Source organism: Lysobacter sp. P5_C4 (assembly GCF_054049695.1).
In genome coordinates, this window is sequence record NZ_JBFULX010000004.1 from 198,385 (window position 1) to 223,675 (window position 25,291).

The following is a 25,291-nucleotide window of genomic DNA, read 5'->3' on the forward strand; positions in this document are numbered from 1 at the left end:
AAAGGCGACGGGAAGCCCTTTCGGCCTTCCCGTCGTCAGCCCTGATCAGAGGCTGTGGATCATTTCACCGCGGGTGCGTCAGCGCTTCTGGTTCTGGTCCTTGCTGCGCGACTGGTCCGAGGTGGACGTGCCGGACTTGCCGGAGCCGCCCTGCATGTCGCGGTCGCTGTCGGATGGGCTGGCCTGGCGCTGCTGGCCGGCATCTTTGCCCATGCCCTGTTGGCCCTGCTGGGCTTGCTTGCCCTGCTGGTCCTGCTGGCCACCGGTGTTCTGTTGGTTGCGATCGTTTTGATTGTTGGCCATCGTGTGTCTTCTCCGTTGGTTTCCAATGCTCCGGCTTGTCGTCTGCCGGTGTGTGCAGTGTGCCGTCGCGCACGTCAGAAACACGTGATCCGCCCGCGCATTCAGTGCGCAATCGAACGTGTTACTTCAACTGTTGCCTGAACATCGGCCGCTTGCACAAACCGGAATGCGCGCATTCACACCGCACTGTGGGGCTGCATGCGAGCGTCGCGCTTCTCCGCGCGCGCTTCAGGGATGACCGACATGCCTCGTGTATTGCTGGCCGTGTTGTTCGCCGCACTGTTGTCTGCGTGCGTGGCGAAGGGAGATCCCTCGCAGCCGATTCCGACGGCGACCGTCCCCGCCACCAGCGGCAAGGCCGATCGCCTCGTCGTCGTGCTGCCCGGTCGCGCCGATGACCTTGGGCGCTTGCACGACAGCGGCGTGGCCGATGCCATCCACCAGGCCTGGCCGGATGCGGACGTGGTGTTCGCCGAACTCACGCTCGACTTCTACCGCGAAGGCGATGCCCCGAAACGGCTGCGCACCGAAGTGATCGAACCGCTGCGCGCGCGGGGCTACCGCGAAGTGTGGATGGCCGGGGCATCGATGGGCGGCATGGGCACGCTGATGTACGACGCGCAGTTTCCGGGCGAGCTCGACGGCATGATCCTGCTCGCGCCGTATCTCGGCGACTTCGACCTGCTGCTGGAAATCGACACTGCCGGCGGCGTGCGCAAGTGGAACGGTGGCGCACCGCAAGGCTTCACCGCGGAAAGCTGGCAGCGCGATGTGTGGCGTTATATCAAGCAACTCGCCGACGATCCGGCGCGCAGCCAGCGCATCTGGCTGGCGTATGGCGACGAGGATCGGCTGCGCAAGGCGATGCCCTTGTTCGTACCGGCCCTGGACCCACGGCACGTGTTCGTGCGCGACGGCGGGCACAACTGGCGCGTATGGACGCCGGCGGCGCTGCAGATGCTGCGCGCGATCGACGCGCAACGCGCATCGGCTCACGCCGCGAGCGTCGGCAATCGCGGCAACGCCTCTTCCGGCACGACTTCGGAAAAACGCGTGGAGACACGTTCACCGTAACTGCGCGGCGTGGACGCCACCAGGTGGGCGAGCGCTTCCAACAGGCGCTCCAGCAGCAGCGCCGGATCGCTGGTCGACTGGATCGACAGGCGCAGTTCCGCCGCCGTGGGCGAACGCTGCAGTTGCAACATGTCGATGAGGTACATCTTCGCGGCTGCGAGTGAGCGGCGTTTCCCGGGGGCGGCCGGCGCGGGCACCATCGCAGTCGGTGTCGCGATCGGCACGACCACCGGCGCGTCGTCCGTCGCGGCCAGGAAGCCTTCGCGCACGAGGCGGTCGATCGACGCCACGCGTTGCACGCCGAGCATCGCGATCAGTTCGGCGCGCGTCCGCTTGCCGTCGGCGAGGATCAGGATCTGCCGGTCGCGCAGGTCCACGGCGCCGGCCTTCCCCGCGCCCAACGCATCGCGTGCCTTGTCGGTCTTGGACAATCGCATGGCATTCCCCCTGAGCCGCGAGAGGCTAGTGGGCGGATGTTTTGATTCGATGACAGTCGCGCGGCCTGAGCGCGTCGTAAAAGTGTCACAGGCCTGCCATACCGTGGCCGGCATGGACATCCTGATGGTGTCGGACGTGTACTTCCCGCGGATCAACGGCGTCTCGACGTCGATTCGCACCTTCGCCAAGGCGCTGGTCGCACTGGGCCATCGCGTCGTGCTCGTCGCCCCGGATTACGGCGCCACGCATCGCGAGGAGCAGCGCATGCGCGATGCGGAGTTCGGGCCCGGGTTCGACGTGATCCGCGTCCCCGCGCGCACGATTTTCTTCGATCCCGAAGATCGTTTGATGAAAGGCAGCGCGATGCGGGCGGTGTTCGAGCGCCTGGCGCATCGCCGCTGGGATGTCGTGCATGTGCATACGCCGTTTCGCGCGCATGCGCTTGGCGTGCGGGTCGGGCGTGCGTGCAACGCGCCGGTCGTGGAGACCTACCACACGTACTTCGAGGAGTACGTCGCGCACTATCTGCCCTGGTGCCCCCCACCGCTGACGCGTTTGATCGCGCGGCGCCTGTCGCGCAAGTTGTGTGGCGAAGTCGATCATCTGATCGTGCCGACGGAGGAAATGGCCGACGTGTTGCGCCGCTACGGCATCGACACGCCGGCCACCGTGTTGCCGATGGGGATCGACCTGAGCGAATTCACCGGCGGCGATCGCGCGGCCTTCCGCGCGCGCCACGGTTTGATGGACATGCAGCCCGTCGTCGCGACGGTGAGCCGCCTCGCCGTCGAAAAGAACATCGCCTTCCTCGTCGACGTCGTGCAGCGCCTCCTGCCCGAGTTCCCCGCGCTGCGATTCGTGATCGCCGGGGAAGGCCCGGATGCCGCGCGGCTGCGGCGCCTGGTGCGGGAACGCGGGCTCGACGCGAACGTCCTGTTCCTCGGGAACCTCGATCGCCGCACCACGTTGCTGGATTGTTATCGCGGCGCGGATGCGTTCCTGTTCGCCTCGCCCACCGAAACGCAGGGCCTGGTGCTGATCGAGGCGATGGCCCTCGGTGTGCCGATCGTCTCCACCGCGGTGATGGGCACCGCGACGGTGCTGCGCGATGCCGCGTCGGCGCTGGTCGCGCCGGAGGATGTCGAGGGCTTCGCCGAACGGGTGACCCGCGTGCTGCGCGATCCGGTGCTGCGGACCCTGCTTTCCGCCGCCGGGCCGCGTGATGCGCGCGCGTGGAGCCACGAGTCGCTCATGCAGCAGGTATTGACTGTCTATGGGCAGCGCACGCAAACACGCGCGCCGAACACCGCCGAGGAAATCGCATGACCGCCTACCGTCGTCGCTGGTTGCTCTTCCTGTTGCTGCTCACTGCGTGCGCCGCGTGGGCCGCGGCGCCCTGGGTCGACCTCGAACGGCGCTTCACGCCCGCGCAGATGCACGAAACGGGCCTGGATACGCTGCAACCCGTGCAACTCGCGTCGCTCAATCGCTTACTGCGCGACGAAGCAGCAACTGCCCGCGCGTCCGTCGCGACGGTGCCGTCCGAAAGCGGAGAGCAACGCAAGTCGTTCTTCGGCTACGACGAAGGCGTCATCCTCACGCGTCTCGTCGGCACGCTGACCGCGTGGGAACCGGGCACCGAGTTCACGCTGGCCAACGGGCAGCGTTGGAAAGTCCTCAAGGGCCACTACACCTTGAACAAACCGCGCGAAAATCCCGAGGTGAAGCTCGTCCCCGGCGCCGCGGGCCGCTGGTTCTTCCGCATCGACGACGACACACCGGGCGCGCGCGTTTACCGCGTCGACTGATCAAACCGCGGCGAGTTGCGGCGCGACCGGCAGATCCACCGGCAAGCACACGCGGAAGCACGATCCCTTCCCCAGCCCCGCGCTGCTGGCCTTGATCGTCCCACCATGCTGTTGCACGAGGCTGCGCACCAGCGACAAGCCGATGCCGAGGCCGCCTTCGTTGCGGTCCGGCGTCGGTTCGGCCTGCACGAAGAGATTGAACACGCGCGGGATCAGGGTGGCCTCCATGCCGACACCGTCGTCCTCCACCTCGATGCATGCCAAGTGGCCATCGACACTGAAGCGCACGTCGATGTGTCCGCCTTCGGGCGTGTATTTCGCGGCATTGACGAGCAGATTGGCGAACACCTGCCGCATGCGCGTCGCATCGCCCAGCACGCGCACCGGGCCCTCCGGCAGCGACACGCGCACGACGTGCCGCTTGCGTTCGACCAGGGGCGCGACCTGCTCCAGCGCCTCGTGCACGGATTGGGCGAGATCCATCTCGCGCACGTCCAGGACCGCCTGTCCCTGCGTGACGCGTGAGACGTCGAGCAGGTCGTTGACCAGGTGCGTCATGTGTTCGACCTGGCGCTGGATGATGTCGCTGGCGGCGAGCACGCGGTCCGCATCGCCGGGCGCCAGGCGCAACAGCGAGGCGGCGGTGGCGATCGGCGCGAGGGGATTGCGCAGTTCGTGCGCGAGCGTGGCGAGGAACCGGTCCTTGCGCTGGTCGGCGTCGCGCAGCGAATACTCGCTGCGTTCCAGGGCTTCCTGCACGAGCTTCTGTTCGTGGATCTCGGTGCACGTGCCCATCCAGCGCACGATCGCCCCGGTGGCGTCGCGAATCGGCAACGCACGGCCGAGCGTCCATCGATAGTCGCCACTTCGGTGGCGCAAGCGATATTCGATTTCGTAGGGCTCGCCCGTCGCGAGGCTGTGGCGCCAACGTTCCCACGCGCGCGGCTGGTCTTCGGGATGGAAGAGACCGCTCCAGCCTTCGCCATCGGTCGAGCCTTCCGGCACGCCGGTGAAGGCGTACCACTGGTGGTTGTAGTAGTCGTGGTGGCCGTCGGGCCGCGTGGACCACACCATCTGCGGGATCATCTCGGCGATGGTGCGGAAGCGCTGTTCGCTTACGCGCAGTGCATCCAGCGCGACCTCGCGGTCGGTGACGTCGTGGCCCTGCACGAAGATGGCCGCCGCCTGCCCGTCGGCGCCCACGATCGGTTGGTAGACGAAGTCGACGTAGCGCGGATGCAACGCCCCGGCGGTCGAGGCCAGGCGCACTTCCATCCCGCGCCCGACGAAACGCCGCCTGGTCTCGCGCACCTGGTCGAGCAGGTCGAAGTAGCCCTGGTCGCTGATCTCCGGCAATGCATCGCGCAGGCTGCGGCCGATGAGATCGGTGCGGCCCACGAGTTCCTCGTACGCCGGATTCGCGATCTCGAAGATGTAATCCGGGCCGGAAAGCACGGCCATGAAACCCGGCGCCTGCGCGAACAGCGACATCAGGTAACGGCGCTGCGCATCCAGCGCGCTGTTCGCATCCTGCACCGCGCGTGCGCGCGAGACGACGCCCTGCCACAGTTGTTCCGGCGTCGCGCCCTGGCTTTGGCGCACGGCTTCGAGTTCGGCGCGGTTGCGTTCGACATCGGTGACGTCGGTGGTGTGTTGCAACACAGCGTGCACCCGGCCGTCCGCATCGAACAGGGGCGTATGCGTCGCGCTCCAGAAGCGCTCTTCGACCAGCGGACCTTCCGGCGTTTCGCGCTCGATGGCGTACGGCACCAGCGCGAGCATGTCGGGACGCCCGGTTTCGAACACGCGCAGCATCGAACGACGCACCGCGTCGCTTTGCGAATCGCCCTGGTCGTTGACCTCGCCCGGGAAGGCGTCGAACACGCAGCGCCCGACGAGCGCCTGCGGCGTCGTGCCCAGGATCGCCGCATAGGCGTCGTTGACCGCGAGATAACGCAGCTCGCGATCCACCACCATGTAGGGGTTCGGCGATTGGCGGAACAGGGCTTCGAAGTCGACCACTTGGTGCTCCGGCGCCGCCGCAGGATCGGGAAAGCCGGAATTGTGAAGAAGGCGCCGTCATGGCGCCTTCACGCGATCAGAACCGTTGGTCGCGGTGCCAGCGCAGGGCCGTTTCGAGGATGGGTTCGAGGCGGTCGTAAGCGGGCACCCAGCCCAGCGATGCGCGCGCCTTGTCGCTTGCGGCGACCAGCACTGCGGGGTCGCCCGCGCGGCGCGGGAGCATCTCGAAGGGAATGGACCGCCCGCTCACCCGCTCGGCCGCGGCGATCACCTCGCGCACGGAGAACCCTCGGCCGTTGCCTAGATTGAAGGTGTGCGCGCCGGGCTGGTGGTCGATCAAGGACAGCGCGCGCAGGTGCGCTTCGGCCAGATCGTCGACGTGGACGTAATCGCGCACGCAGGTGCCGTCGTGCGTGTCGTAGTCCTCGCCGAAGACCTTGAGCCCGCCGCCGCTGCCCAGCGCGGCGCGCAGCACGTTGGGAATCAGGTGCGTTTCGGGCGAATGCGATTCGCCGATGGTGGCCTCGGGACTCGCACCGGCCGCGTTGAAGTAACGCAGCGCGACCGAACGCAGCCCGTAGGCGGCGGCCGCATCGGCGAGGATGCGTTCGACCATCAACTTGCTCGCGCCGTAGGGATTGATCGGCTGCTTCGGATGGTCTTCGTCGATGCGCTCGCGCTCGGGATGGCCGAACACCGCGGCGGTCGAGGAGAACACGAGCCGGTCGACGCCCTGCCCGCGCATCGTTTCCAGCAGGTTGAGCGTGCCGGTGACGTTCGCCGCGTAATAGGCGTACGGGTCGGCCACCGATTCGCCGACGAGCGAGCGCGCGCAGAAATGCATCACGGCATCGAACCGCCGGCCTTCGAAGGCCCGGGCGAGCGATGCAGGATCCAGGACATCGGCTTCGACCAGCTCGCCCCATTGCACCGCCTCGCGATGCCCGGTGGAGAGATTGTCGAGCACGGTGACGCGGTGGTCGCGCAAGGCGAGCCAGCGGGCCATGTGACTGCCGATGTAACCCGCTCCGCCGCAGACGAGGATATGCATCGTGGAAGCATGACCCGTTGCATCGCCGCGCCGCAAGGGCCAAGGTTTCCCCATCGCACCGGCATGGAGCATCGCGATGAAGTACTGCGACCTGGTGATGAAGGGCGGGATCACGAGCGGCATCGTGTATCCGAACGCGGTGCTGGCCCTGGCCCGGGAGTTCCGGTTCAAGAGTGTCGGCGGGACATCGGCCGGTGCCATCGCCGCCGCGGTGACGGCGGCCGCGGCCTGCGGCGATCGGCGCAAGACGCTGGGCGCGGCGGTTTCCGACGCGCAGGGCGCGGGGTTCGAAGGCCTGGCGGCGGTGGCCGCACAACTCACGACCCAAGGGTTCATCGCGCGCTTGTTCCAACCCGCGTGGGGCGCACGCAATGCGTATCGCGCGCTGGTGTGCGCCACCGGCACCGCGTCGCGATGGAAGAAGATCGCCGCGATCGCCGGTGCGGTCCTGGCGACGGCGCCGCTGGAATTCGCGCTCGTGTTCGGTTTGCTGCTCGCGCTCGGGTATTGGCTCGCGGACGCAGGCGGCGTTCTCGCGATGGTGTTGCCGTCCTTGTTCTGCGCTTACGCGGCGGCGGCGATCTCCGCGGTGCTGCGGGTGGCGCGCGTCGTGCGCGGGAATCTGTTCGGCCTGTGCAGCGGCAGGTCCCGAACACCGCGGCCTGCGCTCATCGAATGGCTGCACGCGATCCTGCAACGCCTCTCGGGCCAGGCCGCCGGCGCACCCCTCACCTTCGCCGACCTTTGCAATGCGCCGCGCTTCGCAGGCGAGCCTGCGACGCCCGACGCCATCGTGCTGCGCATGATCACCACCAGCATCTCGCATCGCGAACCGCGCACCCTCCCCTTCCGCGACGTGCGCTTCTGGTTCCTGCGCGATGAATTCGAGCGCCTGTTCCCGAAGGACGTCGTCGACTGGATGGTCGCCAACGGCGGCACGCCGGCGCAGGTCGAAGGCAAGACCTATTACCCGCTGCCCGCCGACGACCAGCTGCCCGTCCTCGTCGCCACGCGCATGAGCCTGAGCTTTCCGCTCCTCGTCAGCGCCGTGCCGCTGCATGAACCGGCGCGCCGTGCCGCGCCCGACCCGGAAGTGGAACGCGCGCCTCCCGCCCCCGCGCAATCGCAGGCCGACACCGCCGACCAACTCGCGACGGGTGGCGCACGCACCGCCTCGCATATCGCGGCGATGCGCCCGGTGTGGTTTTCCGATGGCGGCATCGGCAGCAACTTCCCGATCCACCTGTTCGACGCGGCGCTGCCGCTGTGGCCGACCTTCGCGATCGACCTGGTGTACCCGGGCGTCGACGACACGCCCAGCGATGCGGTGTTCCTGCCGGAACGCAACGCGCAGGGTTGGCAACGCACGTATCAACGCATGGGCGATGGCAACGCCGCGGCGGTTGTCGCCGGTTTCCTCTTCGGCATCCTCGCCACGATGCAGAACTGGCGCGACCTTCTCCTCGCACGCGCCCCGGGCCAACGCGACCGCATCGTGCACATCGCCTTGCACGGCGACGAAGGCGGCCTGAACCTCGACATGCCCCAAGCCGTGCTGGAACGCATCGCCGCGAAAGGCACCGCGGCCGGCGAACGCTTCAACGCGTTCTCCTTCGAGAACCATTACTGGATCCGCTGGCGCAACCTCGCCTCGGGCCTGCAGCGTTACACGCGACAGGTCGCACGCACGCACGACCCCGCGCTGCGCATTCCCGACTACGCCGCTGCCTACGCCCTGCCCGAATCGCCCGACACCGAACCGCCGTCGTACGCGTACACCGACTACTTCCAGCGCAACGAATCGGCGAGGCTACTGCGGCAACTGGTGCACCAGGGGGAAGCGTGGAGCGACATGCAACCCGACCTGACGCAAGGCGCGCCGCGGCCGTTGCCGCAGATGACGATCACGCCGATTTATTGAGGCGCGATTACTGCAGCCACGGCTTGTTCCAGGTCGGACTGTTGATCTTGTTGCCGCCACCGTTGGTCGAGCACGTCGCGATGGTCGCGTAGGTCGGGCTGCCGGCCTGCTCGGTGAAACCGATCAGCAGCAGCGAACCTTGTGCGATCGCCGAGAAACTCACGCTGGTCGATTCGGTCGCCTTGTTGTCGTTGGTCGGCTGGCCGATGATCCCGTTCACGCCACCCAGCGTTGCCGTCGAAAGCACGTAGTTGCGGAAAGTCGGCACCGCGATCGTGTCGGTGACCGTGCGGCCGCCGCACACACCCGTGATGCTGCGGTTGGTCGTCGTCTCCAGCCAGTAATTCGTGAACAGGATCGCGCCGGTCTGCGGCAACGCATTGCCCGCCGACAACACGCAATGATGATCGGTGCCCGCCGGTTTCAGGCATTCCTTGTTGACGTCGGTCGATACGGTCGCAAAGACGAAGGGATTGCCGCCGCCGCCCGTGACGCGCACGTCGAACGTGCCGCCCGTGCTGCCGCCGACCTGGAAGGCCTGCGCATCCGCCCAGACATCGCTGTTGTCGTTGGGATCCACGCCCGCCAGGTTCGGCAGCGACGCATTGACCGCCACGCCGGAACTCGAGCGCCGCATTTCGCCGGTGTTGTTCGCCGTCCCGCTGGTCTTGCCGATGGTGCGGCTGCCGGAAGGCTGCAAGGGGTTGCTCGCCAACAGGTTCCCGCTGTTGACCGTCAGCACCGCGGCGTTGCTGGCCGTCCACTTCGCGATCTCGGTCAGGTTGACCGTCGTGAAGGGCAGGAAGGGCATCACGCATTCTTCGTTCGGCGTACCGGTCGGGCAATCGCCGTCGGCGGCGGTGTCCTGCAGCACTTCGCCGAGCTTGTCGCGCGCGTCTTGTTCGAGATAGTCGACGTACAGCCCGCGCCCGTGCAGGTAACGATAGTCGGTGTTGGAAGCCGTCGAGATGTTGACGGTCGGTGCGTTGAAGAGCAGGTCGTTGTTGAACGCGACCTGCGCGTTCGATGGCGCGGTCGACGAACTGCCGTTGTAGCCGGAGAGGAAACTCTTCACGAAGCTCGTGTAGCGCGTCACCGCATCGCTGGTCGGCAAGCCGCTCTTGGCCGCAACGCTGCCGATGGCCTGCGTTTCGAGCAAGCCGAACTGTCGTGCGTAAAGATCCGATGCCGTCCGCCAGAACCCATCGACGCGCACCAGGCGGCACGCGTCGACATACGTGCCGTTGTTGGTGTTGTTGACGGCGACCAGGACGTTCGAGTTGTTGAGGTCGTACTTGGAAACGGAATTGTCGTTGCGCTCCGGATCGAAACGCACCTGCGTGTTGTTGCCCGTGTCATGGTGGTCGCGGCAGCATTCCTGGCACAGGTCGCTCTGCGTGACGCCCGACTTCACCCCGGAGGCCTTCGATTGCCCCGGCGCGGCCGTGTTGCCGGCCGGCTGCGTCACCGCGTATTCCTCGCCCGTCCACACCGCCGGCCACAACGCCGTGCGGTAGATCGCGGGCAGATTGTTGCCGCCTGCGCCGTACTTGCAGCTGCACTTCACGATTTCCTGTTCGAAGCGCTTCTGGATCTGCACGCCGTCGCCGAAGCCCGGCGGCGAATAGTTCAGCACCGTGTAGCGCGTGCCCACGACGATCTGGTTGTTCTTCGAACCGATGAGCTCGGGAGTCGGATTGGTCGTGCTGCTGTTGGATTGATCGTTGAGCGCGATCGGAAAGCTGCCAGGGGTGGTCGAGCGCACGATCGGCCCGCCGCTGCCGATGCTGAGCGGCTCGGGCGGGATGACGACGCTGCTGGTCAGCGCCATCGAACTCACGTCCGAGACCAGTTGCATGTTGTGGCGCAAACCGCTGGCGTCGTTCCACCACGCATCCAGGGTGACGCGCTTGAACTGCGCGACTTTCGAGTCCTGCAAGCTGGGCGCAGGCGCTGGCGTGGCGAAGTCGGGCGAGCCGTACCAGGTGGTGATCGTTTGTTGCGTGGAAAGACTGCCGATGCCCGCCTCATCGCGTGCGCAGACCCGCCACGCATCGTCGGGCGCGGCTGCTTCGCAATCTTCGCCGTCGACGGTGGTCTTGGCGGCCTGCGCGCCCTCCGGCAGCAGTTGCCCGTAACTCCCGCTGCGCAACGCATCCATGCGCGCCGACAGCATCGCCGCAACGCGTCCACGCACTTTCGCATCCGCCGACGAACGCGTCAGGCTGCCCTGCAAGGCCGCAAGGGCCAGCAGGCCGACGGTGAGTACGACAATGGCGACCAGCACTTCGAGGAGGCTGAACCCGCCGCTGCGGCGATGGAGGATCATGTTGCGTTCTCCTCAGTACGACTCGCGGTCGGTCCACGCGCCCGGCAAGGTCGCGTACACGTTGCCCGCCTGTGTGACGATGCTCCCGAGCACGCTGGCGTCGGAGATCACCGCGGCGGTGCCGTTGACTTTCATCTGGCCCTGCACCACGAGCGCGCCGTAGATCGCGGAGCCTGCGTTCATCTGCAGCATGCAGTTGCTGGGGCACGACCCGGACAGGCTGCTGCCCGTGGCCGGGCGAAGCGTATTGCCGGTATCGCGGATGAACACGTAACCGAACACGACGCCATGGATCGTCGTCTGCCCGTCGAGGATCAGGAACACCGGTGCGTCCGGTGTGCCGACCTGCCCGCTGATGTCGCAATCGGTCTGGCACCAGATGATGCCCTTGCTGGTTTCGGAGGAAAGCAGCGCGCTCGTGCCGAGCTGCGCGCTGGTCACCAGGTTTTCGTGCGCCTGTGTCGGGATCACTTTTTCGGCGATCTTGTACAGATAGGCCTCGTCGGGCGGCACCGTGGCGATCACGCCGTTTTCGGGATTCTGGTACAGCACCGAGGGCGCCTTGGTTTCGGCGAAGCAGTCGAGGTCGCTGTCGACCCATGCCTTCACGCCGAACACGAAGCGGAACATGTCGGGCGGGAACTCGCAGGTGGGATACGACAGCGAATCCGAACGCACGTTGAAGTTCGCACCGACGTGGCCGCCGGTGTTGTACAGCGTGTTCGAGTTCGTGCCCGCGTCGACGTCGAGCACGTCGATGCCTTCGCAATCGGTGAAGGCACCCGAACAACGGTCGTTGCCGCTGGTGTCGTAACTCAGCGTCGCCGGCGAACCGGTGGCGTCGCACTTGCAGTCGTCGCAGCGGATCGTGTGTTGGTAGATCGACGGCGTGTGGCTCCCCTGCGAATAGCGGAAGAACTCATCGGCGTAACAAGTGTTGGGCGTGCCGTGCTTGTCGATGTCCAGTCGGCTCCAGACAGAAACGGGCACACCTTTGCCGCCGGCCCTCGCGTTGGTCACGATCTGCAGGTTGCCGGTCACGTCGACCGCGCCGGAGGCCATGACCGGCGGCGTGCTCACAATCTCGTCGCCGAGCTTCGGATACTGGCCGACGGTCTGCACGAGCGTGCTGTTGGTGTTTTCGCCCGGCAAGCGCGCGACGCTGACGAAGGTGGCGATCTGCACGCTCGACGAGCCGACGGCGCCGCAGGGGATCGGAGACGTCTCGGTTGCGGGCGCCTGGGCAAAACACACCACCGGCGCCACACCATAGGCAACGGCCTGTGTGTTCGCCATCGACGTGATCTTCGACGAGGTCGGCATGCGCAGCATGTATTGCGACAGGGCGGTGTCGATATTGCCGATGGTGTTGGTGGTGTCGGCCTTGAGCCGGTACATGGAGCCGCGGCGGGAAACCTCCGCGCCGTTGACCACGAACGTGGTGTTGGGCACCGCACTACAGGGAAAGGTCGCGTCGTCTTCCGGGCAGAGCTCCCAGAGGTTGGCGTTGGTCAACATCTCCGGATGCTGGCGGATCAGGTATTCGAAGCCCTGTGCCAGGCCCGCCTCGGCCACTTCGCCCGCGACCTTCGAACGCACGTCGTTGCCGGTGCTGCGTTGCTCGAACACGCCCACGCGCAACGCGAACAGCGTCAGCAGGCCGGCGAGCAACAGCAGCACGAGCGCGATGAGCAGGACGGTGCCCGACTGACGCGAACGCGGAAGAGGATGGGCGCGCATGGAGGGCTCCGTGGAGGTCAGGTACCGGCGCCGACCGAGCGGACGTAGACGGTCTGGCGCATGGTCCGCACGATGGGCGGAGCCGAGGGGTTGGTGTCGATGAGGCGACCGGTGATGGTCACGTCGATCTGGCGGACGAAGTCGTCGGGGACGCCGGAGGGAACACGGTCGAAACGAAGGTCGGTGATCTGGACCTGATCGGAGCTGAGCTGGGCACCGCCGACGACACAGTCGCCCGGCCGAGTGTCGGCGCCGTTGATCATCAAGCGCCCTTCCTGCAGTGCCAGCGTGTGCCAGGGCCCTTGAATCGCGTCGTCATAGGCATAGATCGCACAGACATTCCCTGGCGTGCGAATGTCGGCGAAATCATTGGGCCCCAACGCCTCGCTGAGCGGATCTCCCACCGACCGCGCACGCCGCAAATCATTCGCGACAAGATTCAGCGTCGCGCGCAACTCCTGGTTCAGTCGCGTGGCTTGCAACGTCTGCCGATTCGACCGGATCACGGCGACGACGAGCGTGGTGACCGCGGCCATCACGACGAGCGCCAGCACGAGCGACACCATCAGCTCGATGAGCGTGAATCCCGCTTCGCGACGACGGGAAATCAGTTTGCGCATTGCGACATTCCCGACAACCTCGGCTTCGCCGGGGGCGTGCACGACCTGGCCTGCCCGAGCGCCGGGACCGCGACCATGACCTCGTACTTCCCGCTCGGAGACGTCAGCGACAAGCTCTGGCTGCCCAACCGTCGCTCGCTTCCAGTGCCTGTCACCATCGCACCGAGCGTGTTGTCGAAGACGATGTCGGCGTCCGGAAGTCCGCTAAGCGAGACGTCGTGATAGTCGGCCGAAGACACCACCCGCCGAATGCCAGAGACCATGCACTTCGTACCATTGGTGCAATCGCAGCCGTTCGCGCTCTCGTCGGCTTTCTGACCGCCGGTGGGCGGCAGCGCCTGGTCGGCGCCCACGCACCACGTCGTGCCGCTGCCGGTCGCCTTGACGCTGATCGGCAAATCGTTCTTCACCGCCTCCGCCCGCGCCTGACTGATGAGGCTGGACACATCATCGGCTGCCGCGCGCACGCGATTGCGGTCGAAGAAGTCCGACAGCGAGGGCGCGGCCAGTGCGGCCAGCACCACGATGATCGCCACCGCGATCATCATCTCCATCAATGTGAATCCGGGGGACGGCGCGCGCGCCATGATCGTCGCCTGGTTGCTGCACGTTTGCGTGCATGCATTGGAACGCCGCTGGCGCTCCTTCACGGGCACTAAACGGACGGGCGGGCCATCGAGGCGGACCAACGAAAACGTGGGCCGTATCGCTGCACGCACCGCCGCGCGATGATCACTCTGCGGTGCGTGCGCCTTCGCTCAGTGGCAATCGAGCGATTGGATGATGTTGTCCTTGTCCGTGTAAATCGTCAGTCGGTCGGGGCGATAGTCCGCGCGCTCGACATTGTCCGGGCCGATGATCCGCCACAGCCCGAACCCGCTCTCGCGCACCAGGCGGCGCGCGTTGGCTTCGTTCGCGGGCTGCCCTTTCGCCCAGTCGAGTTTGGACGTGTCGCACTTGGCGACGCCCTTGGCCTGTGGCGCGGGCTTTTCCTTCGCATCCGTCGATGCGCATGCACAGAGCATGCAGGCCACGACCACTGCAAGACCGAACCGATGCATCGCGCTCTCCTGGTCAGCCCCGCGAAGGCGGGGCATCCAGACTAGGCCAACGCAACGCGGGCGCATTCACGGCAATTCCCGGATCGAATGCGGATCGATCGAATAGGGGTGCATCTGCGCGAGGAAGCCCGGTTGCGCCGCCACGCGCGCCACCCACGCGCGGAAGGCGGCGAACGGCGCGAGCGCCAGGCCGGCTTCTTCGGCACGGCTTGCGTAGGCGAAGAGCGCGATGTCCGCGATGGTGTATGTCTCCCCCGCGATGAACGGGCGCTGCGCGAGCTCGCGATCGAGCAACGCAAGCGTGCGCAGACCACCGGCGCGCTTGCCTTCGACGAGGTCGGGCGAACGGCGCGCGAGCTTGCCCGTCATCGTCCAATGACGCAGCGAACCGATGACCGCTTCGACGTTCTCCTGTTCGAACGACAACCACTGATGCACCTTGGCGCGCGCGAACGGATCGCCCGGCAGGTAGGCGGTGCCATCGGCGAGGAAGGCGAGGATCGCGTTCGACTCGGCGAGCGCGCGCCCATCGTCGAGTTCCAGCACCGGCACCTTGCCGGTCGGGTTGCGCGCCAGGAATTCCGGCGAACGGCCTTCGCCTTCGAAAATCGAGACGGGCACCGTGCGATGCGGCAGCGACAGATGTCGTAGCAGTTGCCGCACCTTCCATGCATTTTGCGAAGGCAGGTAATCGTGGAGGGTCATCATCGCGGCGCTTCCGGTGGGAAAGCGACAGTCTGGCGCGCCGTGCCAGGCGCCAATATCCGATTCGTGCGCAGGCCGCTTGCGCGCAGGGTTGGCGTTAGGCTCGACGTCCCCCCGTTTGCAGGATGCCCGCCATGCCCCGCTATCTCGCGATTTTCACCGGTACGCCCGAGGCCCGCGCGGCGAGCGGATGGGATGCGTTGCCCGAGGACCAGCGCAAGGTGCGCGAACGCGAGGGCATCGCGGCCTGGAAGGCGTGGATGGAGCGCAACGCCGGGGTCGTGCAGGAAAACGGTGCGCCGCTGGGCAAGACGCTGCGTGTCGACAAACAAGGCGTGCAGCCCATCCGCAACGCGATGTCGGCGTGGGTGGTGGTCCAGGCCGATTCGCAGGAAGCGGCCGCGCGCCTGTTCGAAGGGCACCCGCACTTCACCATTTTCCCCGGCGATGGCGTGGAAGTGATGGAGTGCCTGCCGATGCCGGGCGGCTAGCCCGCAGGCCTCACGCGTCGGAGAGCGCCTGCTTCACCGCGGGCGGAAGCACCAGCAACTGCACGATCCGCTCGGCGTTGTCGACCAGGAACTGACAGCTTTCGGATTCGCCGAGGTTCGCGCCCTTGCCGATGTCGCGCATGTCCTGGTCGATCGCCTGCACCATCTGCGGCTTGATCAACGGATACGCCTTTTCCGGATCCGTGCCATCGGCGACGAGGATCGCCTTCGCACGCGCGTATTCCTGCGCGTGCGCATTTTCGAAAGCGGAAACGAACGGGCCGATGTCCACGCCGCGCGCGTCGCAATAATCCTTGCGCGTGCGCGTGTTCGACCAATGGAAGCCCATGTAGAAACCCGCCGCCGTCTTGGCGCGGTCCTTCGCGTCCAGGGACGCGAGCTTCTGGTTGGCCAATTCGGTGGAGGTCGCCTTCATCGCGTCGGCCAGCGGCATGTCCGGGTGGTCGGCCTTCGCCTTCTCGACCATGCCGTCGTAGGCCGCCTTCGCCTGCGCCTGGACCACTGCCGGTGCGATGTGCTTCGACCAACCGCGATGCACGTGATAACCGACGATCAAGACCGCGACCAGCGCCGCGGCCCAAAGGACTCGCTTCATGTCCCCTCCTCCCCCGAGGTGGAATGCCGGGCCGGGCGGCCGGGCTGGCGCGGATCATAGCGTGGCGCAAACAGGCCGCGCTTCAATCCCAGGCGGTCGCGTTCTTCGGGAAGCCGGGGCGCTGCACGCGCACGATGCAGAAGCGCTGGCCCGTCGGCGCTTCCATCACGACCCAACGTTCCAGCGTGTCCACGACGCGCGCGCCGAGGCGTTCCAGACGTGCCACTTCGGCCGGGATGTCGTCGGTCTCGATGTCCAGGTGCACGCGGCTTGCGTGCGAGACGCGCTGCAATTGCACGATCGGTTCGTCTTCCGGTGTTTCCAGCATGACGTAGTTGCCGCGCGTGCCGGGGTGTGCGCGGTCGATGCCGCGGCCGAGCGCCGCCGACCAGAAGCCGGCCGCGGCCTCGATGTCGTCGGTGTTGCAATCGATCAGCAGGGCGCAGAGGCGGGAGCGGTGCATGCCCGCGATGTTAATCCAGGTGCGCCGCGTTCTTGTCGCGATGCTTGCCGTACCCGCGATCCATCCGCCCCGTGAGCCATTTGACGAAGCGCGAGAGTCGCCCGCGGCGCGTCTTGCGCGCTTTCGCAGCCGCATCGACCAGCCACGCCACCTGGATGACATGTCGCTCGCCTTCGAACGGCAGGTGCCCATGGAAGGAGCAGTCGGACCGTTTGAAGGCGGCCAGCGTGCCGAACACCGGCGGGATCTCCGGCACGAGCGTCGCCTCGATGTCGTTGGGTTGCGTCAAAAAACGCAGGCATCCGGCGTGCGCTTCGGCCGGCCATCGCGGGTTGAGATACAACAGCGCGCTCGCGACCTTCGACAGACTGTCGGTGTGGATGGAGCCGTGCCGCAGGTTGAGCGAGCGACAGATCGTCACCAGCGGCGGGTATTGCGACAGGCGCTCGATGCCCAGGTGTGCGCCGAGTGCATCGGCGAATTCCGGCGCCGTCAACTCCGACACCAACGCATTGATGCTCGCGCCGCAATCGTTCGCCGCATGCGGGAAGTAGCCTGCGCCGCTGTAGCGCGGGAAATCGGCATCCAGGTCTGACGCCGCCGCCTCGTCGAGCACCCCGTGCGCGATCAGCAGCGGGAACGGCGCCTTGCGGATGTCGGCGACTGCGAGCTGGTCGGGGCGCAATAGCATTCGGGGATCACCGATGCGGAAGGCCGATCAGTGCAGGTCGACCTTGGCCACGTGGTCCTTGTAACTTTTCTTGGGGTCCACGCCGAGCAGCAGCTTCACGCCCGCGAACAGGCTCGATGCGTTTTCCCACACTTCGGCGTCGTCGGCATCGAAGCGCAACAGCGCCAGCTTCGGATCGTCCTTGCCCTCGTACCACGCGGCGATGAAGGGATTCCACAGGCGATCGATCACTTCGCGATCCATGTGCAGCGCGAGCGAACCCGACAGGCTCGCGAACAACTCGTGGCCCTTCGAAGCAAAACTCGCCACGGCGCGCCCGCCCGAATCTCCCAGCTGTTTCACCAGCGCGCTGTCCTGCGCCGTGAAGAACCAGATCGGCCCGCGTTCTTCCTCGTACACGGCGGTCAGGGGACGCGCGTGTTCTTCGCCCTGCAGCCCGACGAAGATCGTCCGGTCGGACTTCAGCGCCTTCCACATTTTCGCTTCGAGTTCGTGGGGCGTGGACATGCGTGGCTCCGCCGTTGGGGACCTGCCGGTTGTATTGAAACCACGGTGAACGCGGGGCGATGGCGGCCGGTATCATGGCGCATGAACGATGCCGCCGAATTCTCCGATCTCCCGCTCGATCCGAAGCTGATGCAGGGCCTGGATGCGCTGGGCCACGTGCGCATGACGCCGGTCCAGGCGCGCAGCCTCCCCGCTTTGCTCGAAGGGCACGACCTGATCGCGCAGGCGCCCACCGGCAGCGGCAAGACCGCGGCGTTCGGCCTGGCGCTGCTGCATCGCATCGACCTCCCGCAGGTCCGCGCGCAAGCCCTGGTGCTGTGCCCGACGCGGGAGTTGGCCGACCAGGTCGCCAAGCACATTCGCAAGCTGGCCACCGGCTTGCCGAACCTGAAACTCCTGACATTGACCGGTGGCGTCGCGCTCGGGCCGCAACTCGCATCGCTCGGCCACGCACCGCATGTCGTCGTCGGCACGCCGGGCCGCGTGCAGGAGCTGTTGCGCAAGAAGGCGCTCGACCTGCGGGGCATCCGCACGCTGGTGCTCGACGAAGCCGATCGCCTGCTCGACATGGGCTTCGAGGAACCGATTCGCGAAATCATCAAGGCCACGCCGAAGGACCGGCAGTCGTTGCTGTTCTCGGCCACGTTCCCGGACGCCGTGCGCGCGATCGCGCGCGCCACGATGCGCGATCCGGTCGAAGTCACCGTCGAAGGCGCCGCCGATGCAGCCCCCATCGAACAGCGCTTCTACGAAGTCGATGCCGAACGCAAGCCGTCCGCGCTGGCCGGCCTGCTGATGGACCACGGCGGCAACAACGCGGTCGTGTTCTGCAACATGCGGCGCGATACCGAGGAAGTCGTCGCCTCGCTCACGCACCTGGGGTTCTCGGCGCTCGCGTTGCACGGCGACATGGAACAGCGCGACCGCGAAGAAGTGCTGGTGCGCTTCGCCAATCGCAGTTGCACGGTGCTGGTCGCCAGCGACGTCGCCGCGCGCGGGCTCGACATCGAAGACCTGGGCGCGGTCGTCAATTACGACGTGCCGAACGATCCCGACACGTACTTGCATCGCATCGGCCGCACCGGGCGCGCGGGCCGCGAAGGCCTGGCGCTGACGCTCTGCACCTCGCGCGAATTGCCGCGCCTGAAAGCGATCGAAGACGCGCTGAATCTGCGCATCGCGCTGCAGCGGCCGCCGATGGCCGCGTTGAAGGCGAACGTCGGGCAACGCGCGCCGATGGCGACGCTGCGCATCGACGGCGGCCGCACCGACAAGCTGCGACCGGGCGACATCGTCGGCGCGCTCACCGGCGAAGGCGGCCTGAAGGGCGACACGATCGGCAAGATCGATGTCTTCGCCACGCGCAGCTACGTCGCGGTGCCCGCGGCGCAGGCGAACAACGCGCTCGCGCGATTGACGCAAGGGAAGATCAAGGCGAAGCGTTTTCGCGTTCGGAAGCTGTAATCCCGTCCTGCGCTTTGTCGCGCTCGCGCAGGCCCAAGGCTTCGAGCGTCGCAACGATCGGCGTGCGGAAGGGCAACAGGCAGGTACGAAAGATCGCGGAGCGTACCCGGCTGCTGGTCGGCAAGCGATACGCCAGGCCTTCTTCGACGGTGTACAGGCACGGATGGCAGATGCCGCAGGGCAGCCCGTTGCGTCGCGGACTGTGGCAAAACCACGTCATCGCCATCAGGTCCTGCCAACCGCGTGCGTTCGCCTCGGCCGCCATCTCGCGTTTCGTGACTTCGAAGACGGGGAAACTGAAGAACCGGAACAACGCGTGGAGATCCGCCGCTTCCTCCGACGCCGTCGCCAGGCGGGCATCGAAGACATGCGTTGCGCCCGCCCGCTCGGCTTCGATGACGAACGGCGCCAGGACCGCGTGCGCCTTGTCGTCGCGATGAATGCACAGTTCGATGGCGTCGATGCCTTCCTGCGTGCAGAACCATGCGAGCCATTCGTACTGCCGGCCGAGGAAGCTCCGCCGTAGCGTCCGTTCATATGCCTGCGTGATCGCGGGATCCTGCGCCAATGCATCGACATCGCACAATTGCGTCGGCGCCAAACGCGAAGCCGCATCCGGAAAGACTTTCCCCAGGGCAGAACGAATACGCTCCATCGTGGCAAGCTCGACAGCCGTCGACGCGCGCTTGCTGCGCAGGAGATAGAACGGGGCCACGCTTGCGTTCGAGCCCGACAGCAGACGCATCAGGCGGAATGTCGAGTCCCAGCCGCCGGTCCAGAGCAGCCGTACTTGCGTGTCGTGCATGTGTTGCAACTCCGATGCCGATGCAACGAGTGTGGCATCGCACACATCAATGCGCGTTTCATCTTGGGCAATGCGCATGCCGCGTTCACGACCACGCGCGCAAGGTTCGCGACGCTCACAGGAGGCAGGCACATGTCGAACGCCGTTCCGACCCAACTCTTCTGGACCAGCGGATGGGATTCGACATTCCGCCTGCTCAGCCTGCTGCTCGAACACCGCGTTCCCGTGGCGCCGATCTACATCGTCGATCCCACGCGCGCGTCGGCGGCCATCGAGCGTTCGTCGCTGGAGCGCATCCGCGATGCGTTGTTCGAACGGCACCCGCACACCCGCGCGTTGCTGCAGCCGGTGCAGGAAGTGCCGATGTCCGACATCGCCGAAGACCCGGCGGTGACCGCGGCCTTCCACCGCATCGCGTCGCGCACGCCGCTCGGGAACCAGTACGAATGGATCGCGCGCTATTGCAAGCAATACGGCGTGCGCGGCGTGGAGGTCTCCTGCGAACACACCTACCAGGGCCCGCACGCCGTACTGCATGCGATCGCCGAACGCGTGACCGACGCGCACCGGTTGACCACGTGGCACTTGCCGAGCGACTACCCCGACGCGGACGTGCAAGCGATCTTCGGAGCGTATTCGATGCCCTTGTTCGAAATGACGAAGGAACAGACCGCCGAAGTCGCACGGCGCAACGGGTGGCTCGACCTGATGGGCCTCACATGGTTCTGTGATCGGCCCACCAGGCAGGGGCAACCCTGCGGCCTCTGCAATCCTTGCCTCTACGCGATCAAGCAAGGGTTCGGGTGGCGCATCTCGCCAGGCCGCCGCGCGGTGTCGGCCATCTACCGCCGCACGCTGTATCCGGTACGGAAGATGGCGCGCAGTGCGCTGCTCCGCTCGCGTGCCGCGCAAGCGCAGCCGGTGCACTAGGCGGGCATCAGGCCCAGATCGCGGCGGTGCGCTCGATCGTCCAGAACGCGGCGGCTCCGCCGATGGCATAGGCCGGCACGTAATGGCTCCATGTCGGCAGGCGCTGGATCCACCGCTGCGCTGCCGCAGCCACCGCAAGCACCGCGCAGACGAACGCCAGCTGCCCGATTTCCACGCCGACGTTGAAGGTCAGCAGCGCAACCGGGATCGCCTTCTGCGGCAAGCCGACATCGGCCAGCGCGCCGGCGAAGCCGAAGCCATGCAGCAACCCGAACGAGAATGCGACGACCCATGGCGCGCGCGCGGTGAGGCCGGGTTGACCGTGCATGCCGCGGATCACTTCGGCGGCGACGAACACGATGCTCAGCGCTATGGTCGCTTCCACCGGCGCGCCGGGCACATGCACCCAGCCCAGCGTCACGGCGACGAGCGTCAGGCTGTGTGCCGCGGTGAAGGCCGTCACCGTCGCGACGATGCGCTTGCCGCCACGCACCACCAGCAACAACGCGAGCACGAACAGCAGATGGTCGATGCCGCCGAGGATGTGCCCGATGCCCAGCAGCAGATACGACCAGGCGACGCGGCCGGTGGTCGCGGGCGCCTGCACGACGAAGGACGTGCGTTGCGCCGGCAGGCGTTCGACCTGGCTGGCGCCGTCGGCCCATTCCACGCGCGCGATGATGTCGGTGGCGCCGGTCGCGCGCCCTTCGAAGGCGATCGCCTGCCCGACCATCCCGCCCGGCCGATGGACGCGCCACTGCTCGATGATCGCATCGCCCGTATACGCGCTGCGCGGTGCTGCGTCGACCACGGTGCCATCGGGAAAACGGACATGCATCGCCATCGGCGTGCCGCGGTCCAGCGCCGGCAACTTCCACAGCACGTCGTAGCGCTCGGCGCCGATCTGCCGAAGTTCGAAATAGGCCGGGCGGAACGTATCGGCGTGCGCGATGCCGTACCAGGTGCCGAGGGCCAGGTACAACACGATGCACCACAGGCGCCATCGCTTCATGGCGCGGCGCCCTCGCCCGCGGTGCGTTTTTCGTTGTCGGCGACGGCTTGCGCAAGGTTGGCGTCGATGTCGACGGTGTAGTGCCTGCGCAGCGCCGCCAGGTAGGCGCGATTCGCGCGCTGCGTGCGATCCCGCAGCCAGTCGCGCTCCACGTCATCGCGGACTTCGGCCAGTGCCGGCATGCGCGCGGGCGTCCGCGCATCCACGCGCACCAGGTGCATGCCGAAACCGGAGGCGATCGGACCGCTCCATTCGCCGAGCGGTGCGCGGTCGAGCGCATGCACGAACGCGGTGCCGAAGACGGCCGCGAGATCCTCCGCGGCCATCGCATCCACCGATGAAGGCAACAAGGTCGCGTCGCCCGGGGATGTGCGGTCATCCTGCGACAGCAGCGCACGCGCCGCCTGCATCTCGCCGGTCAATTGCGCGCCGTGGCGCCCCGGATCGAAATACACCTGGTGCAAGGTATAGCGCGGTGCGGTGCGATAGGCCGCCGGATGCGTGCGCATCCAGGCCTGCAACTCCGCCTCCTGCGGCACCGCGGCCACCATGCCTTCGTTGAGCGACACCATGCGTTGCGCGACGCGCCGGCGCACGACTTCGTCCTCGCGGTCCAGCCCGGCCGACAGGCCCTCGCGATACAACATCTCGTCATCGACCCAGGCATCGATCGTTTGCCGCAGTTCGTCCTGCGTCGGCGGCCGTTGCCAGGTGCGTTCGAAGCGCACCGCGAGGGCGTTGGCCTGCGCCTGGTCGACGACGATGGCCGAAGCATCCGACGCGCCATGCCCGTTCACGGCGGCATTGATCGCGAACAACAAGGCACCGATGGCGAGGAAGTGCAGCAGCGGTTCGCGCAGCAGACGCGGCATGCCCACTTATCGAGGTCCCGCGATCGGCGTGTACCAGATCGGCGAAGTGAAGCCACGCTCTTGCAGCGTCATCTTCACCGACGCCGGCATCTTCGAGTGGAAGCGCACGACGTCGTACGCGGTCCAACGCGGCGTGGGGATCTCCAGCGCGCGCACGTAATAAACGGCGCGCACGCGCGGGTCGAAGTCCGGATCGGTCCAGGCGACCACCAGCGCCGGCGCGCCGATCGTGTTCGAGTACGTCGCCGTCTTCAGGTCGACCGTGCTGCCGACATCGGGCAGGTTCCCGGCGGCGTCGGGCTTGCGATCGCCCGACCACTTGACGTCGTAGACCTTTTCGTAGGTTTGTCCGTCGACCCCCACCCAGCCCTTGATCACCGACACGCGATCCAGGTTCGCGCCGTCGGCATCCTTCATCGCCGCGATGAGGAAGGTCGGCGCCTTCGCGCGTTGCGGTGGGGCCGACAGATCGCCGCCCATGGGCACGCCCTTGGCGTACCCGTTCGCGACGAGCGCGCCCAGGTCGTCGGCGCTGAAGTTGAAGCCGCCGAAGAAGCGCAGCGTCATGCGCGTGCCCGTGGTCGCGAAGGTTTCGCGGCGTTGCATCGCATCCCACAGGGCTTCGCGCGTGTTCGCGGTCGCCCACACGCCCATGTAGCCCGCAGACACCATGTCCGACCCGCGCTTGGCCGCCGGGCCCGACCCCAGGACCGTCGGCTCCCAGCGCGTCGCCGAGGGCTCGACGCCGCGGAACTTGCCCCAGAAGTTGTCCTCTTCCGCGGTGGGCATGCCGGTATGCGTGTCGGTCGCCGCGTTCGCGCCGAGCTTGAAAGGATTGGCACCGAGCTGGCGTTCCAGGCGCAGGCCCGACTTCAACGCTTCGCGCCAATATTCGGTGCGGATCATGCCCGCCTGCTTCGGCAGGCCGACCAGGTTGCCTGCATCCCACAGATCCCAGTTCGCATAGGCGTCCCTGGGCGAAAGGCTGGGATGGCTTTCGCTCTGTCCCTTGATCTGCACCAGTTCGAACAATCGTTCCCAACGCGCGCGCGTCGCCGCGTACTCGCGCGTGAGCGGGCGACCATCGAAGCGTTGCTCTTCGAACATGCGGCCATTCGACAGATTGCCGTTGTGCGGGATCGCCAGCACCTTGCCGCCGGTCTTGCGTTCGTAGTCCGCCATCCAGGCCCACAGCGTTTCGGGATCCTGGCTTTCGAAGGTGGTCAGCGGCAGCATCTGCTTCGCCTTGTCGGCGCCGTCGCGATAGAGGATGTTGCGATGCAGGTTGTTGCCGCCGTTGGCGTTGACGGTCCATTCGTAACCGATGAACGCGGTGAACGTGCCGGGCGCGTTGTACTTGTCGGCGATGGCGACGGTTTTCTGCCATGCCGAGCCCATCCACTTCGGATCTTCCATCACCTTCGGCATCTTGCCGTTGGCCTGGTGGCGGATCAGGTCCATCGCGGCGTCGTGCATGCGATGTTCGTCGCCGCTGCGCAGTGCATTCGACCAGCCCGCGACGACGGGGTCGGCCATCATTCCCGGGTTGCGCGCGATCACTTCGCTGATCGTCCCCATGCCGTCGGAGTGATCGGTGATCGCCATCCAGTCGAGCGGCCGCTTGAGCTTCACCGGACGCCCGGTGTTCGAAGTGATTTCATCGCCGCGTGCCAGGCGGAAGGCATCTTCGGGCGTGGTGATCACGCCTTCGGTGCCCGCATCGACGGACCAACCGGTGTGCACGTGCGAGTCGCCGAAATAGGCGCGCATCGGGTACGCGGTATTGGGGACGGGCTTGGCCTTCGCCATCGGAGTGGGGTTCGCGGGCGCCGGCGCCGAGGGCGCGGTGCATGCGGCCAACAACAGCACGAGGGGCAACGATCGGATGAGCGCGCGCATGGGGTTGGGAGTTGCTCCTCGAACGGTGCCGCCATCTAACGCCGCGCTTGCCAGAAAAGCGAACGAGGTATTTCCGCAGCAGGACACCGAGGATTCGCTTCGAGGACGGAGTCCCCTTGCATGCGGCGCGTCGGTCCTCACGAACTCGCGACGCCGACCGTTTTAAACCACCACGACTCGACACGAAGAGGGCACGACCATGCCACGCGGCGACAAGTCTTCGTACTCATCCAAGCAGAAGCGACAGGCAGCGCACATCGAGGCATCGGAAAAAAAGGAGGGCCGTTCCACCGAAGCCGCCGAGCGCATCGCATGGGCGACCGTCAACAAACAGGACGGGGGCGCGAAGGGCGCGAAGAAGGCAACGAAGAAGGCAACGAAGAAGGCCGTGAAGAAGACGACGAAGAAAGCGGCGAAGAAAGCGGTGAAGAAAACCGCGACGAAGAAACGCGCCCGCAACTCGGCCTGA

At 66.6% G+C, this 25,291-nt stretch carries 27 protein-coding genes; 9 read left to right on the plus strand and 18 right to left on the minus strand.

Features of this window, described 5'->3' with window-relative positions; all coding sequences use genetic code 11:
- Positions 1–78: 78 nt before the first annotated feature.
- On the minus strand, positions 79–303 hold the full coding sequence (locus ACXJJ8_RS11275) for a hypothetical protein (RefSeq protein WP_499029981.1): 225 nt from the start codon (positions 301–303) through the stop codon (positions 79–81).
- Positions 304–546: 243 nt separating this feature from the next.
- On the opposite strand from ACXJJ8_RS11275, the gene ACXJJ8_RS11280 reads away from it, so the two are divergent.
- On the plus strand, positions 547–1,377 hold the full coding sequence (locus tag ACXJJ8_RS11280) for an alpha/beta hydrolase-fold protein (protein ID WP_499029984.1): 831 nt from the start codon (positions 547–549) through the stop codon (positions 1,375–1,377).
- On the opposite strand, the gene ACXJJ8_RS11285 is transcribed toward ACXJJ8_RS11280, so the two are convergent.
- A complete protein-coding gene (locus tag ACXJJ8_RS11285) occupies positions 1,296–1,814 on the minus strand; it encodes a hypothetical protein (RefSeq protein WP_499029987.1) in 519 nt (172 codons plus the stop codon). The genes ACXJJ8_RS11280 and ACXJJ8_RS11285 overlap by 82 nt on opposite strands.
- A gap of 112 nt (positions 1,815–1,926) precedes the next feature.
- Between ACXJJ8_RS11285 and ACXJJ8_RS11290 the strand changes: the two genes are divergently transcribed.
- Positions 1,927–3,141 (plus strand): glycosyltransferase, encoded by a 1,215-nt coding sequence (locus ACXJJ8_RS11290; RefSeq protein ID WP_499029990.1) that lies wholly within the window; start codon positions 1,927–1,929, stop codon positions 3,139–3,141.
- The gene (locus ACXJJ8_RS11295) at positions 3,138–3,623 is read left to right on the plus strand and encodes a hypothetical protein (RefSeq protein ID WP_499029993.1); all 486 of its coding nucleotides are present in this window, start codon (positions 3,138–3,140) and stop codon (positions 3,621–3,623) included. Before ACXJJ8_RS11290 ends, ACXJJ8_RS11295 begins: the two co-directional genes overlap by 4 nt.
- Here the strand turns inward: ACXJJ8_RS11295 and ACXJJ8_RS11300 are convergent, their stop codons facing one another.
- Both ACXJJ8_RS11300 and galE read right to left on the minus strand, forming a co-directional pair.
- A complete protein-coding gene (locus tag ACXJJ8_RS11300; RefSeq protein WP_499029996.1) occupies positions 3,624–5,645 on the minus strand; it encodes a PAS domain-containing sensor histidine kinase in 2,022 nt (673 codons plus the stop codon).
- Positions 5,646–5,721: 76 nt separating this feature from the next.
- Positions 5,722–6,696 (minus strand): UDP-glucose 4-epimerase GalE, encoded by a 975-nt coding sequence (gene galE / locus ACXJJ8_RS11305; protein WP_499029999.1) that lies wholly within the window; start codon positions 6,694–6,696, stop codon positions 5,722–5,724.
- Between the two features lie 76 nt (positions 6,697–6,772).
- Between galE and ACXJJ8_RS11310 the strand changes: the two genes are divergently transcribed.
- A complete protein-coding gene (locus tag ACXJJ8_RS11310) occupies positions 6,773–8,617 on the plus strand; it encodes an RpoH suppressor (protein ID WP_499030002.1) in 1,845 nt (614 codons plus the stop codon).
- A 7-nt stretch (positions 8,618–8,624) separates the two neighbouring features.
- Here ACXJJ8_RS11310 and ACXJJ8_RS11315 read toward each other — a convergent pair whose 3' ends face one another.
- From ACXJJ8_RS11315 to ACXJJ8_RS11330, 4 genes are read right to left on the minus strand one after another with little or no spacing between them, the layout of a single operon-like run.
- The gene (locus ACXJJ8_RS11315) at positions 8,625–10,946 is read right to left on the minus strand and encodes a type IV pilus modification PilV family protein (protein WP_499030005.1); all 2,322 of its coding nucleotides are present in this window, start codon (positions 10,944–10,946) and stop codon (positions 8,625–8,627) included.
- Positions 10,947–10,958: 12 nt separating this feature from the next.
- Positions 10,959–12,686: a hypothetical protein gene (locus ACXJJ8_RS11320; RefSeq protein WP_499030007.1), complete on the minus strand. Its 1,728-nt coding sequence runs from the start codon at positions 12,684–12,686 to the stop codon at positions 10,959–10,961.
- A gap of 17 nt (positions 12,687–12,703) precedes the next feature.
- Positions 12,704–13,306 carry a PilW family protein gene (locus ACXJJ8_RS11325; RefSeq protein ID WP_499030009.1) on the minus strand — a complete coding sequence of 201 codons (603 nt, stop codon included), beginning with the start codon at positions 13,304–13,306 and terminating at the stop codon, positions 12,704–12,706.
- On the minus strand, positions 13,294–13,860 hold the full coding sequence (locus ACXJJ8_RS11330) for a GspH/FimT family pseudopilin (RefSeq protein WP_499030011.1): 567 nt from the start codon (positions 13,858–13,860) through the stop codon (positions 13,294–13,296). The genes ACXJJ8_RS11325 and ACXJJ8_RS11330 overlap by 13 nt, the downstream gene beginning before the upstream one ends.
- On the opposite strand from ACXJJ8_RS11330, the gene ACXJJ8_RS11335 reads away from it, so the two are divergent.
- On the plus strand, positions 13,832–14,038 hold the full coding sequence (locus ACXJJ8_RS11335) for a hypothetical protein (protein WP_499030013.1): 207 nt from the start codon (positions 13,832–13,834) through the stop codon (positions 14,036–14,038). The two genes, ACXJJ8_RS11330 and ACXJJ8_RS11335, sit on opposite strands and share 29 nt — an antisense overlap.
- Before the next feature lie 26 nt (positions 14,039–14,064).
- Here the strand turns inward: ACXJJ8_RS11335 and ACXJJ8_RS11340 are convergent, their stop codons facing one another.
- Positions 14,065–14,367, minus strand: coding sequence for an I78 family peptidase inhibitor (locus ACXJJ8_RS11340; protein WP_499030016.1), 303 nt, complete (start codon positions 14,365–14,367; stop codon positions 14,065–14,067).
- 66 nt (positions 14,368–14,433) lie between these two features.
- Positions 14,434–15,075, minus strand: coding sequence for a glutathione S-transferase family protein (locus ACXJJ8_RS11345; RefSeq protein WP_499030019.1), 642 nt, complete (start codon positions 15,073–15,075; stop codon positions 14,434–14,436).
- Between the two features lie 131 nt (positions 15,076–15,206).
- Between ACXJJ8_RS11345 and ACXJJ8_RS11350 the strand changes: the two genes are divergently transcribed.
- Positions 15,207–15,563 (plus strand): hypothetical protein, encoded by a 357-nt coding sequence (locus tag ACXJJ8_RS11350; protein ID WP_499030021.1) that lies wholly within the window; start codon positions 15,207–15,209, stop codon positions 15,561–15,563.
- A 10-nt stretch (positions 15,564–15,573) separates the two neighbouring features.
- Here the strand turns inward: ACXJJ8_RS11350 and ACXJJ8_RS11355 are convergent, their stop codons facing one another.
- The 4 genes from ACXJJ8_RS11355 to ACXJJ8_RS11370 all read right to left on the minus strand — a co-directional run bounded on the left by ACXJJ8_RS11355 (position 15,574) and on the right by ACXJJ8_RS11370 (position 17,840).
- On the minus strand, positions 15,574–16,179 hold the full coding sequence (locus ACXJJ8_RS11355) for a hypothetical protein (protein WP_499030023.1): 606 nt from the start codon (positions 16,177–16,179) through the stop codon (positions 15,574–15,576).
- Positions 16,180–16,261: 82 nt separating this feature from the next.
- Positions 16,262–16,642: a VOC family protein gene (locus tag ACXJJ8_RS11360; RefSeq protein WP_499030025.1), complete on the minus strand. Its 381-nt coding sequence runs from the start codon at positions 16,640–16,642 to the stop codon at positions 16,262–16,264.
- A 10-nt stretch (positions 16,643–16,652) separates the two neighbouring features.
- The gene (locus tag ACXJJ8_RS11365; protein ID WP_499030027.1) at positions 16,653–17,333 is read right to left on the minus strand and encodes a 2OG-Fe(II) oxygenase; all 681 of its coding nucleotides are present in this window, start codon (positions 17,331–17,333) and stop codon (positions 16,653–16,655) included.
- A gap of 27 nt (positions 17,334–17,360) precedes the next feature.
- Positions 17,361–17,840 carry a pyridoxamine 5'-phosphate oxidase family protein gene (locus ACXJJ8_RS11370; RefSeq protein WP_499030029.1) on the minus strand — a complete coding sequence of 160 codons (480 nt, stop codon included), beginning with the start codon at positions 17,838–17,840 and terminating at the stop codon, positions 17,361–17,363.
- Positions 17,841–17,921: 81 nt separating this feature from the next.
- On the opposite strand from ACXJJ8_RS11370, the gene dbpA reads away from it, so the two are divergent.
- Positions 17,922–19,304 carry an ATP-dependent RNA helicase DbpA gene (gene dbpA / locus ACXJJ8_RS11375; RefSeq protein ID WP_499030031.1) on the plus strand — a complete coding sequence of 461 codons (1,383 nt, stop codon included), beginning with the start codon at positions 17,922–17,924 and terminating at the stop codon, positions 19,302–19,304.
- On the opposite strand, the gene ACXJJ8_RS11380 is transcribed toward dbpA, so the two are convergent.
- Positions 19,270–20,109, minus strand: coding sequence for a hypothetical protein (locus tag ACXJJ8_RS11380; RefSeq protein ID WP_499030033.1), 840 nt, complete (start codon positions 20,107–20,109; stop codon positions 19,270–19,272). The two genes, dbpA and ACXJJ8_RS11380, sit on opposite strands and share 35 nt — an antisense overlap.
- Before the next feature lie 132 nt (positions 20,110–20,241).
- Between ACXJJ8_RS11380 and ACXJJ8_RS11385 the strand changes: the two genes are divergently transcribed.
- Positions 20,242–21,039, plus strand: coding sequence for a hypothetical protein (locus tag ACXJJ8_RS11385; protein WP_499030036.1), 798 nt, complete (start codon positions 20,242–20,244; stop codon positions 21,037–21,039).
- Positions 21,040–21,046: 7 nt separating this feature from the next.
- On the opposite strand, the gene ACXJJ8_RS11390 is transcribed toward ACXJJ8_RS11385, so the two are convergent.
- Genes ACXJJ8_RS11390 through ACXJJ8_RS11400 form a run of 3 tightly spaced genes read right to left on the minus strand, consistent with a single transcriptional unit; the run spans position 21,047 to position 24,822 of the window.
- Positions 21,047–22,051, minus strand: coding sequence for a HupE/UreJ family protein (locus ACXJJ8_RS11390; RefSeq protein ID WP_499030038.1), 1,005 nt, complete (start codon positions 22,049–22,051; stop codon positions 21,047–21,049).
- Positions 22,048–22,923 carry a peptidyl-prolyl cis-trans isomerase gene (locus ACXJJ8_RS11395; RefSeq protein WP_499030040.1) on the minus strand — a complete coding sequence of 292 codons (876 nt, stop codon included), beginning with the start codon at positions 22,921–22,923 and terminating at the stop codon, positions 22,048–22,050. Before ACXJJ8_RS11395 ends, ACXJJ8_RS11390 begins: the two co-directional genes overlap by 4 nt.
- A 6-nt stretch (positions 22,924–22,929) precedes the next feature.
- Positions 22,930–24,822, minus strand: coding sequence for a DUF3604 domain-containing protein (locus ACXJJ8_RS11400; RefSeq protein ID WP_499030043.1), 1,893 nt, complete (start codon positions 24,820–24,822; stop codon positions 22,930–22,932).
- Positions 24,823–25,021: 199 nt separating this feature from the next.
- On the opposite strand from ACXJJ8_RS11400, the gene ACXJJ8_RS11405 reads away from it, so the two are divergent.
- A complete protein-coding gene (locus ACXJJ8_RS11405) occupies positions 25,022–25,291 on the plus strand; it encodes a hypothetical protein (RefSeq protein WP_499030045.1) in 270 nt (89 codons plus the stop codon).

What these genes read in the sequence shown, in the direction of transcription:
- ACXJJ8_RS11350 (WP_499030021.1), top strand. Translation starts at nt 15,207, where the DNA reads ATGCCCCGCTATCTCGCGATTTTCACCGGTACGCCCGAGGCCCGCGCG.
- galE (WP_499029999.1), bottom strand. Translation starts at nt 6,696, where the DNA reads ATGCATATCCTCGTCTGCGGCGGAGCGGGTTACATCGGCAGTCACATG.
- ACXJJ8_RS11400 (WP_499030043.1), bottom strand. Translation starts at nt 24,822, where the DNA reads ATGCGCGCGCTCATCCGATCGTTGCCCCTCGTGCTGTTGTTGGCCGCA.
- ACXJJ8_RS11275 (WP_499029981.1), bottom strand. Translation starts at nt 303, where the DNA reads ATGGCCAACAATCAAAACGATCGCAACCAACAGAACACCGGTGGCCAG.
- ACXJJ8_RS11380 (WP_499030033.1), bottom strand. Translation starts at nt 20,109, where the DNA reads ATGCACGACACGCAAGTACGGCTGCTCTGGACCGGCGGCTGGGACTCG.
- ACXJJ8_RS11280 (WP_499029984.1), top strand. Translation starts at nt 547, where the DNA reads ATGCCTCGTGTATTGCTGGCCGTGTTGTTCGCCGCACTGTTGTCTGCG.
- ACXJJ8_RS11285 (WP_499029987.1), bottom strand. Translation starts at nt 1,814, where the DNA reads ATGCGATTGTCCAAGACCGACAAGGCACGCGATGCGTTGGGCGCGGGG.
- ACXJJ8_RS11395 (WP_499030040.1), bottom strand. Translation starts at nt 22,923, where the DNA reads ATGCCGCGTCTGCTGCGCGAACCGCTGCTGCACTTCCTCGCCATCGGT.
- ACXJJ8_RS11355 (WP_499030023.1), bottom strand. Translation starts at nt 16,179, where the DNA reads ATGAAGCGAGTCCTTTGGGCCGCGGCGCTGGTCGCGGTCTTGATCGTC.
- ACXJJ8_RS11330 (WP_499030011.1), bottom strand. Translation starts at nt 13,860, where the DNA reads ATGGAGATGATGATCGCGGTGGCGATCATCGTGGTGCTGGCCGCACTG.
- ACXJJ8_RS11345 (WP_499030019.1), bottom strand. Translation starts at nt 15,075, where the DNA reads ATGATGACCCTCCACGATTACCTGCCTTCGCAAAATGCATGGAAGGTG.
- ACXJJ8_RS11315 (WP_499030005.1), bottom strand. Translation starts at nt 10,946, where the DNA reads ATGATCCTCCATCGCCGCAGCGGCGGGTTCAGCCTCCTCGAAGTGCTG.
- ACXJJ8_RS11405 (WP_499030045.1), top strand. Translation starts at nt 25,022, where the DNA reads ATGCCACGCGGCGACAAGTCTTCGTACTCATCCAAGCAGAAGCGACAG.
- ACXJJ8_RS11365 (WP_499030027.1), bottom strand. Translation starts at nt 17,333, where the DNA reads ATGCTATTGCGCCCCGACCAGCTCGCAGTCGCCGACATCCGCAAGGCG.
- ACXJJ8_RS11360 (WP_499030025.1), bottom strand. Translation starts at nt 16,642, where the DNA reads ATGCACCGCTCCCGCCTCTGCGCCCTGCTGATCGATTGCAACACCGAC.
- ACXJJ8_RS11370 (WP_499030029.1), bottom strand. Translation starts at nt 17,840, where the DNA reads ATGTCCACGCCCCACGAACTCGAAGCGAAAATGTGGAAGGCGCTGAAG.
- dbpA (WP_499030031.1), top strand. Translation starts at nt 17,922, where the DNA reads ATGAACGATGCCGCCGAATTCTCCGATCTCCCGCTCGATCCGAAGCTG.
- ACXJJ8_RS11310 (WP_499030002.1), top strand. Translation starts at nt 6,773, where the DNA reads ATGAAGTACTGCGACCTGGTGATGAAGGGCGGGATCACGAGCGGCATC.
- ACXJJ8_RS11385 (WP_499030036.1), top strand. Translation starts at nt 20,242, where the DNA reads ATGTCGAACGCCGTTCCGACCCAACTCTTCTGGACCAGCGGATGGGAT.
- ACXJJ8_RS11290 (WP_499029990.1), top strand. Translation starts at nt 1,927, where the DNA reads ATGGACATCCTGATGGTGTCGGACGTGTACTTCCCGCGGATCAACGGC.
- ACXJJ8_RS11295 (WP_499029993.1), top strand. Translation starts at nt 3,138, where the DNA reads ATGACCGCCTACCGTCGTCGCTGGTTGCTCTTCCTGTTGCTGCTCACT.
- ACXJJ8_RS11340 (WP_499030016.1), bottom strand. Translation starts at nt 14,367, where the DNA reads ATGCATCGGTTCGGTCTTGCAGTGGTCGTGGCCTGCATGCTCTGTGCA.
- ACXJJ8_RS11390 (WP_499030038.1), bottom strand. Translation starts at nt 22,051, where the DNA reads ATGAAGCGATGGCGCCTGTGGTGCATCGTGTTGTACCTGGCCCTCGGC.
- ACXJJ8_RS11320 (WP_499030007.1), bottom strand. Translation starts at nt 12,686, where the DNA reads ATGCGCGCCCATCCTCTTCCGCGTTCGCGTCAGTCGGGCACCGTCCTG.
- ACXJJ8_RS11335 (WP_499030013.1), top strand. Translation starts at nt 13,832, where the DNA reads ATGATCGCCACCGCGATCATCATCTCCATCAATGTGAATCCGGGGGAC.
- ACXJJ8_RS11325 (WP_499030009.1), bottom strand. Translation starts at nt 13,306, where the DNA reads ATGCGCAAACTGATTTCCCGTCGTCGCGAAGCGGGATTCACGCTCATC.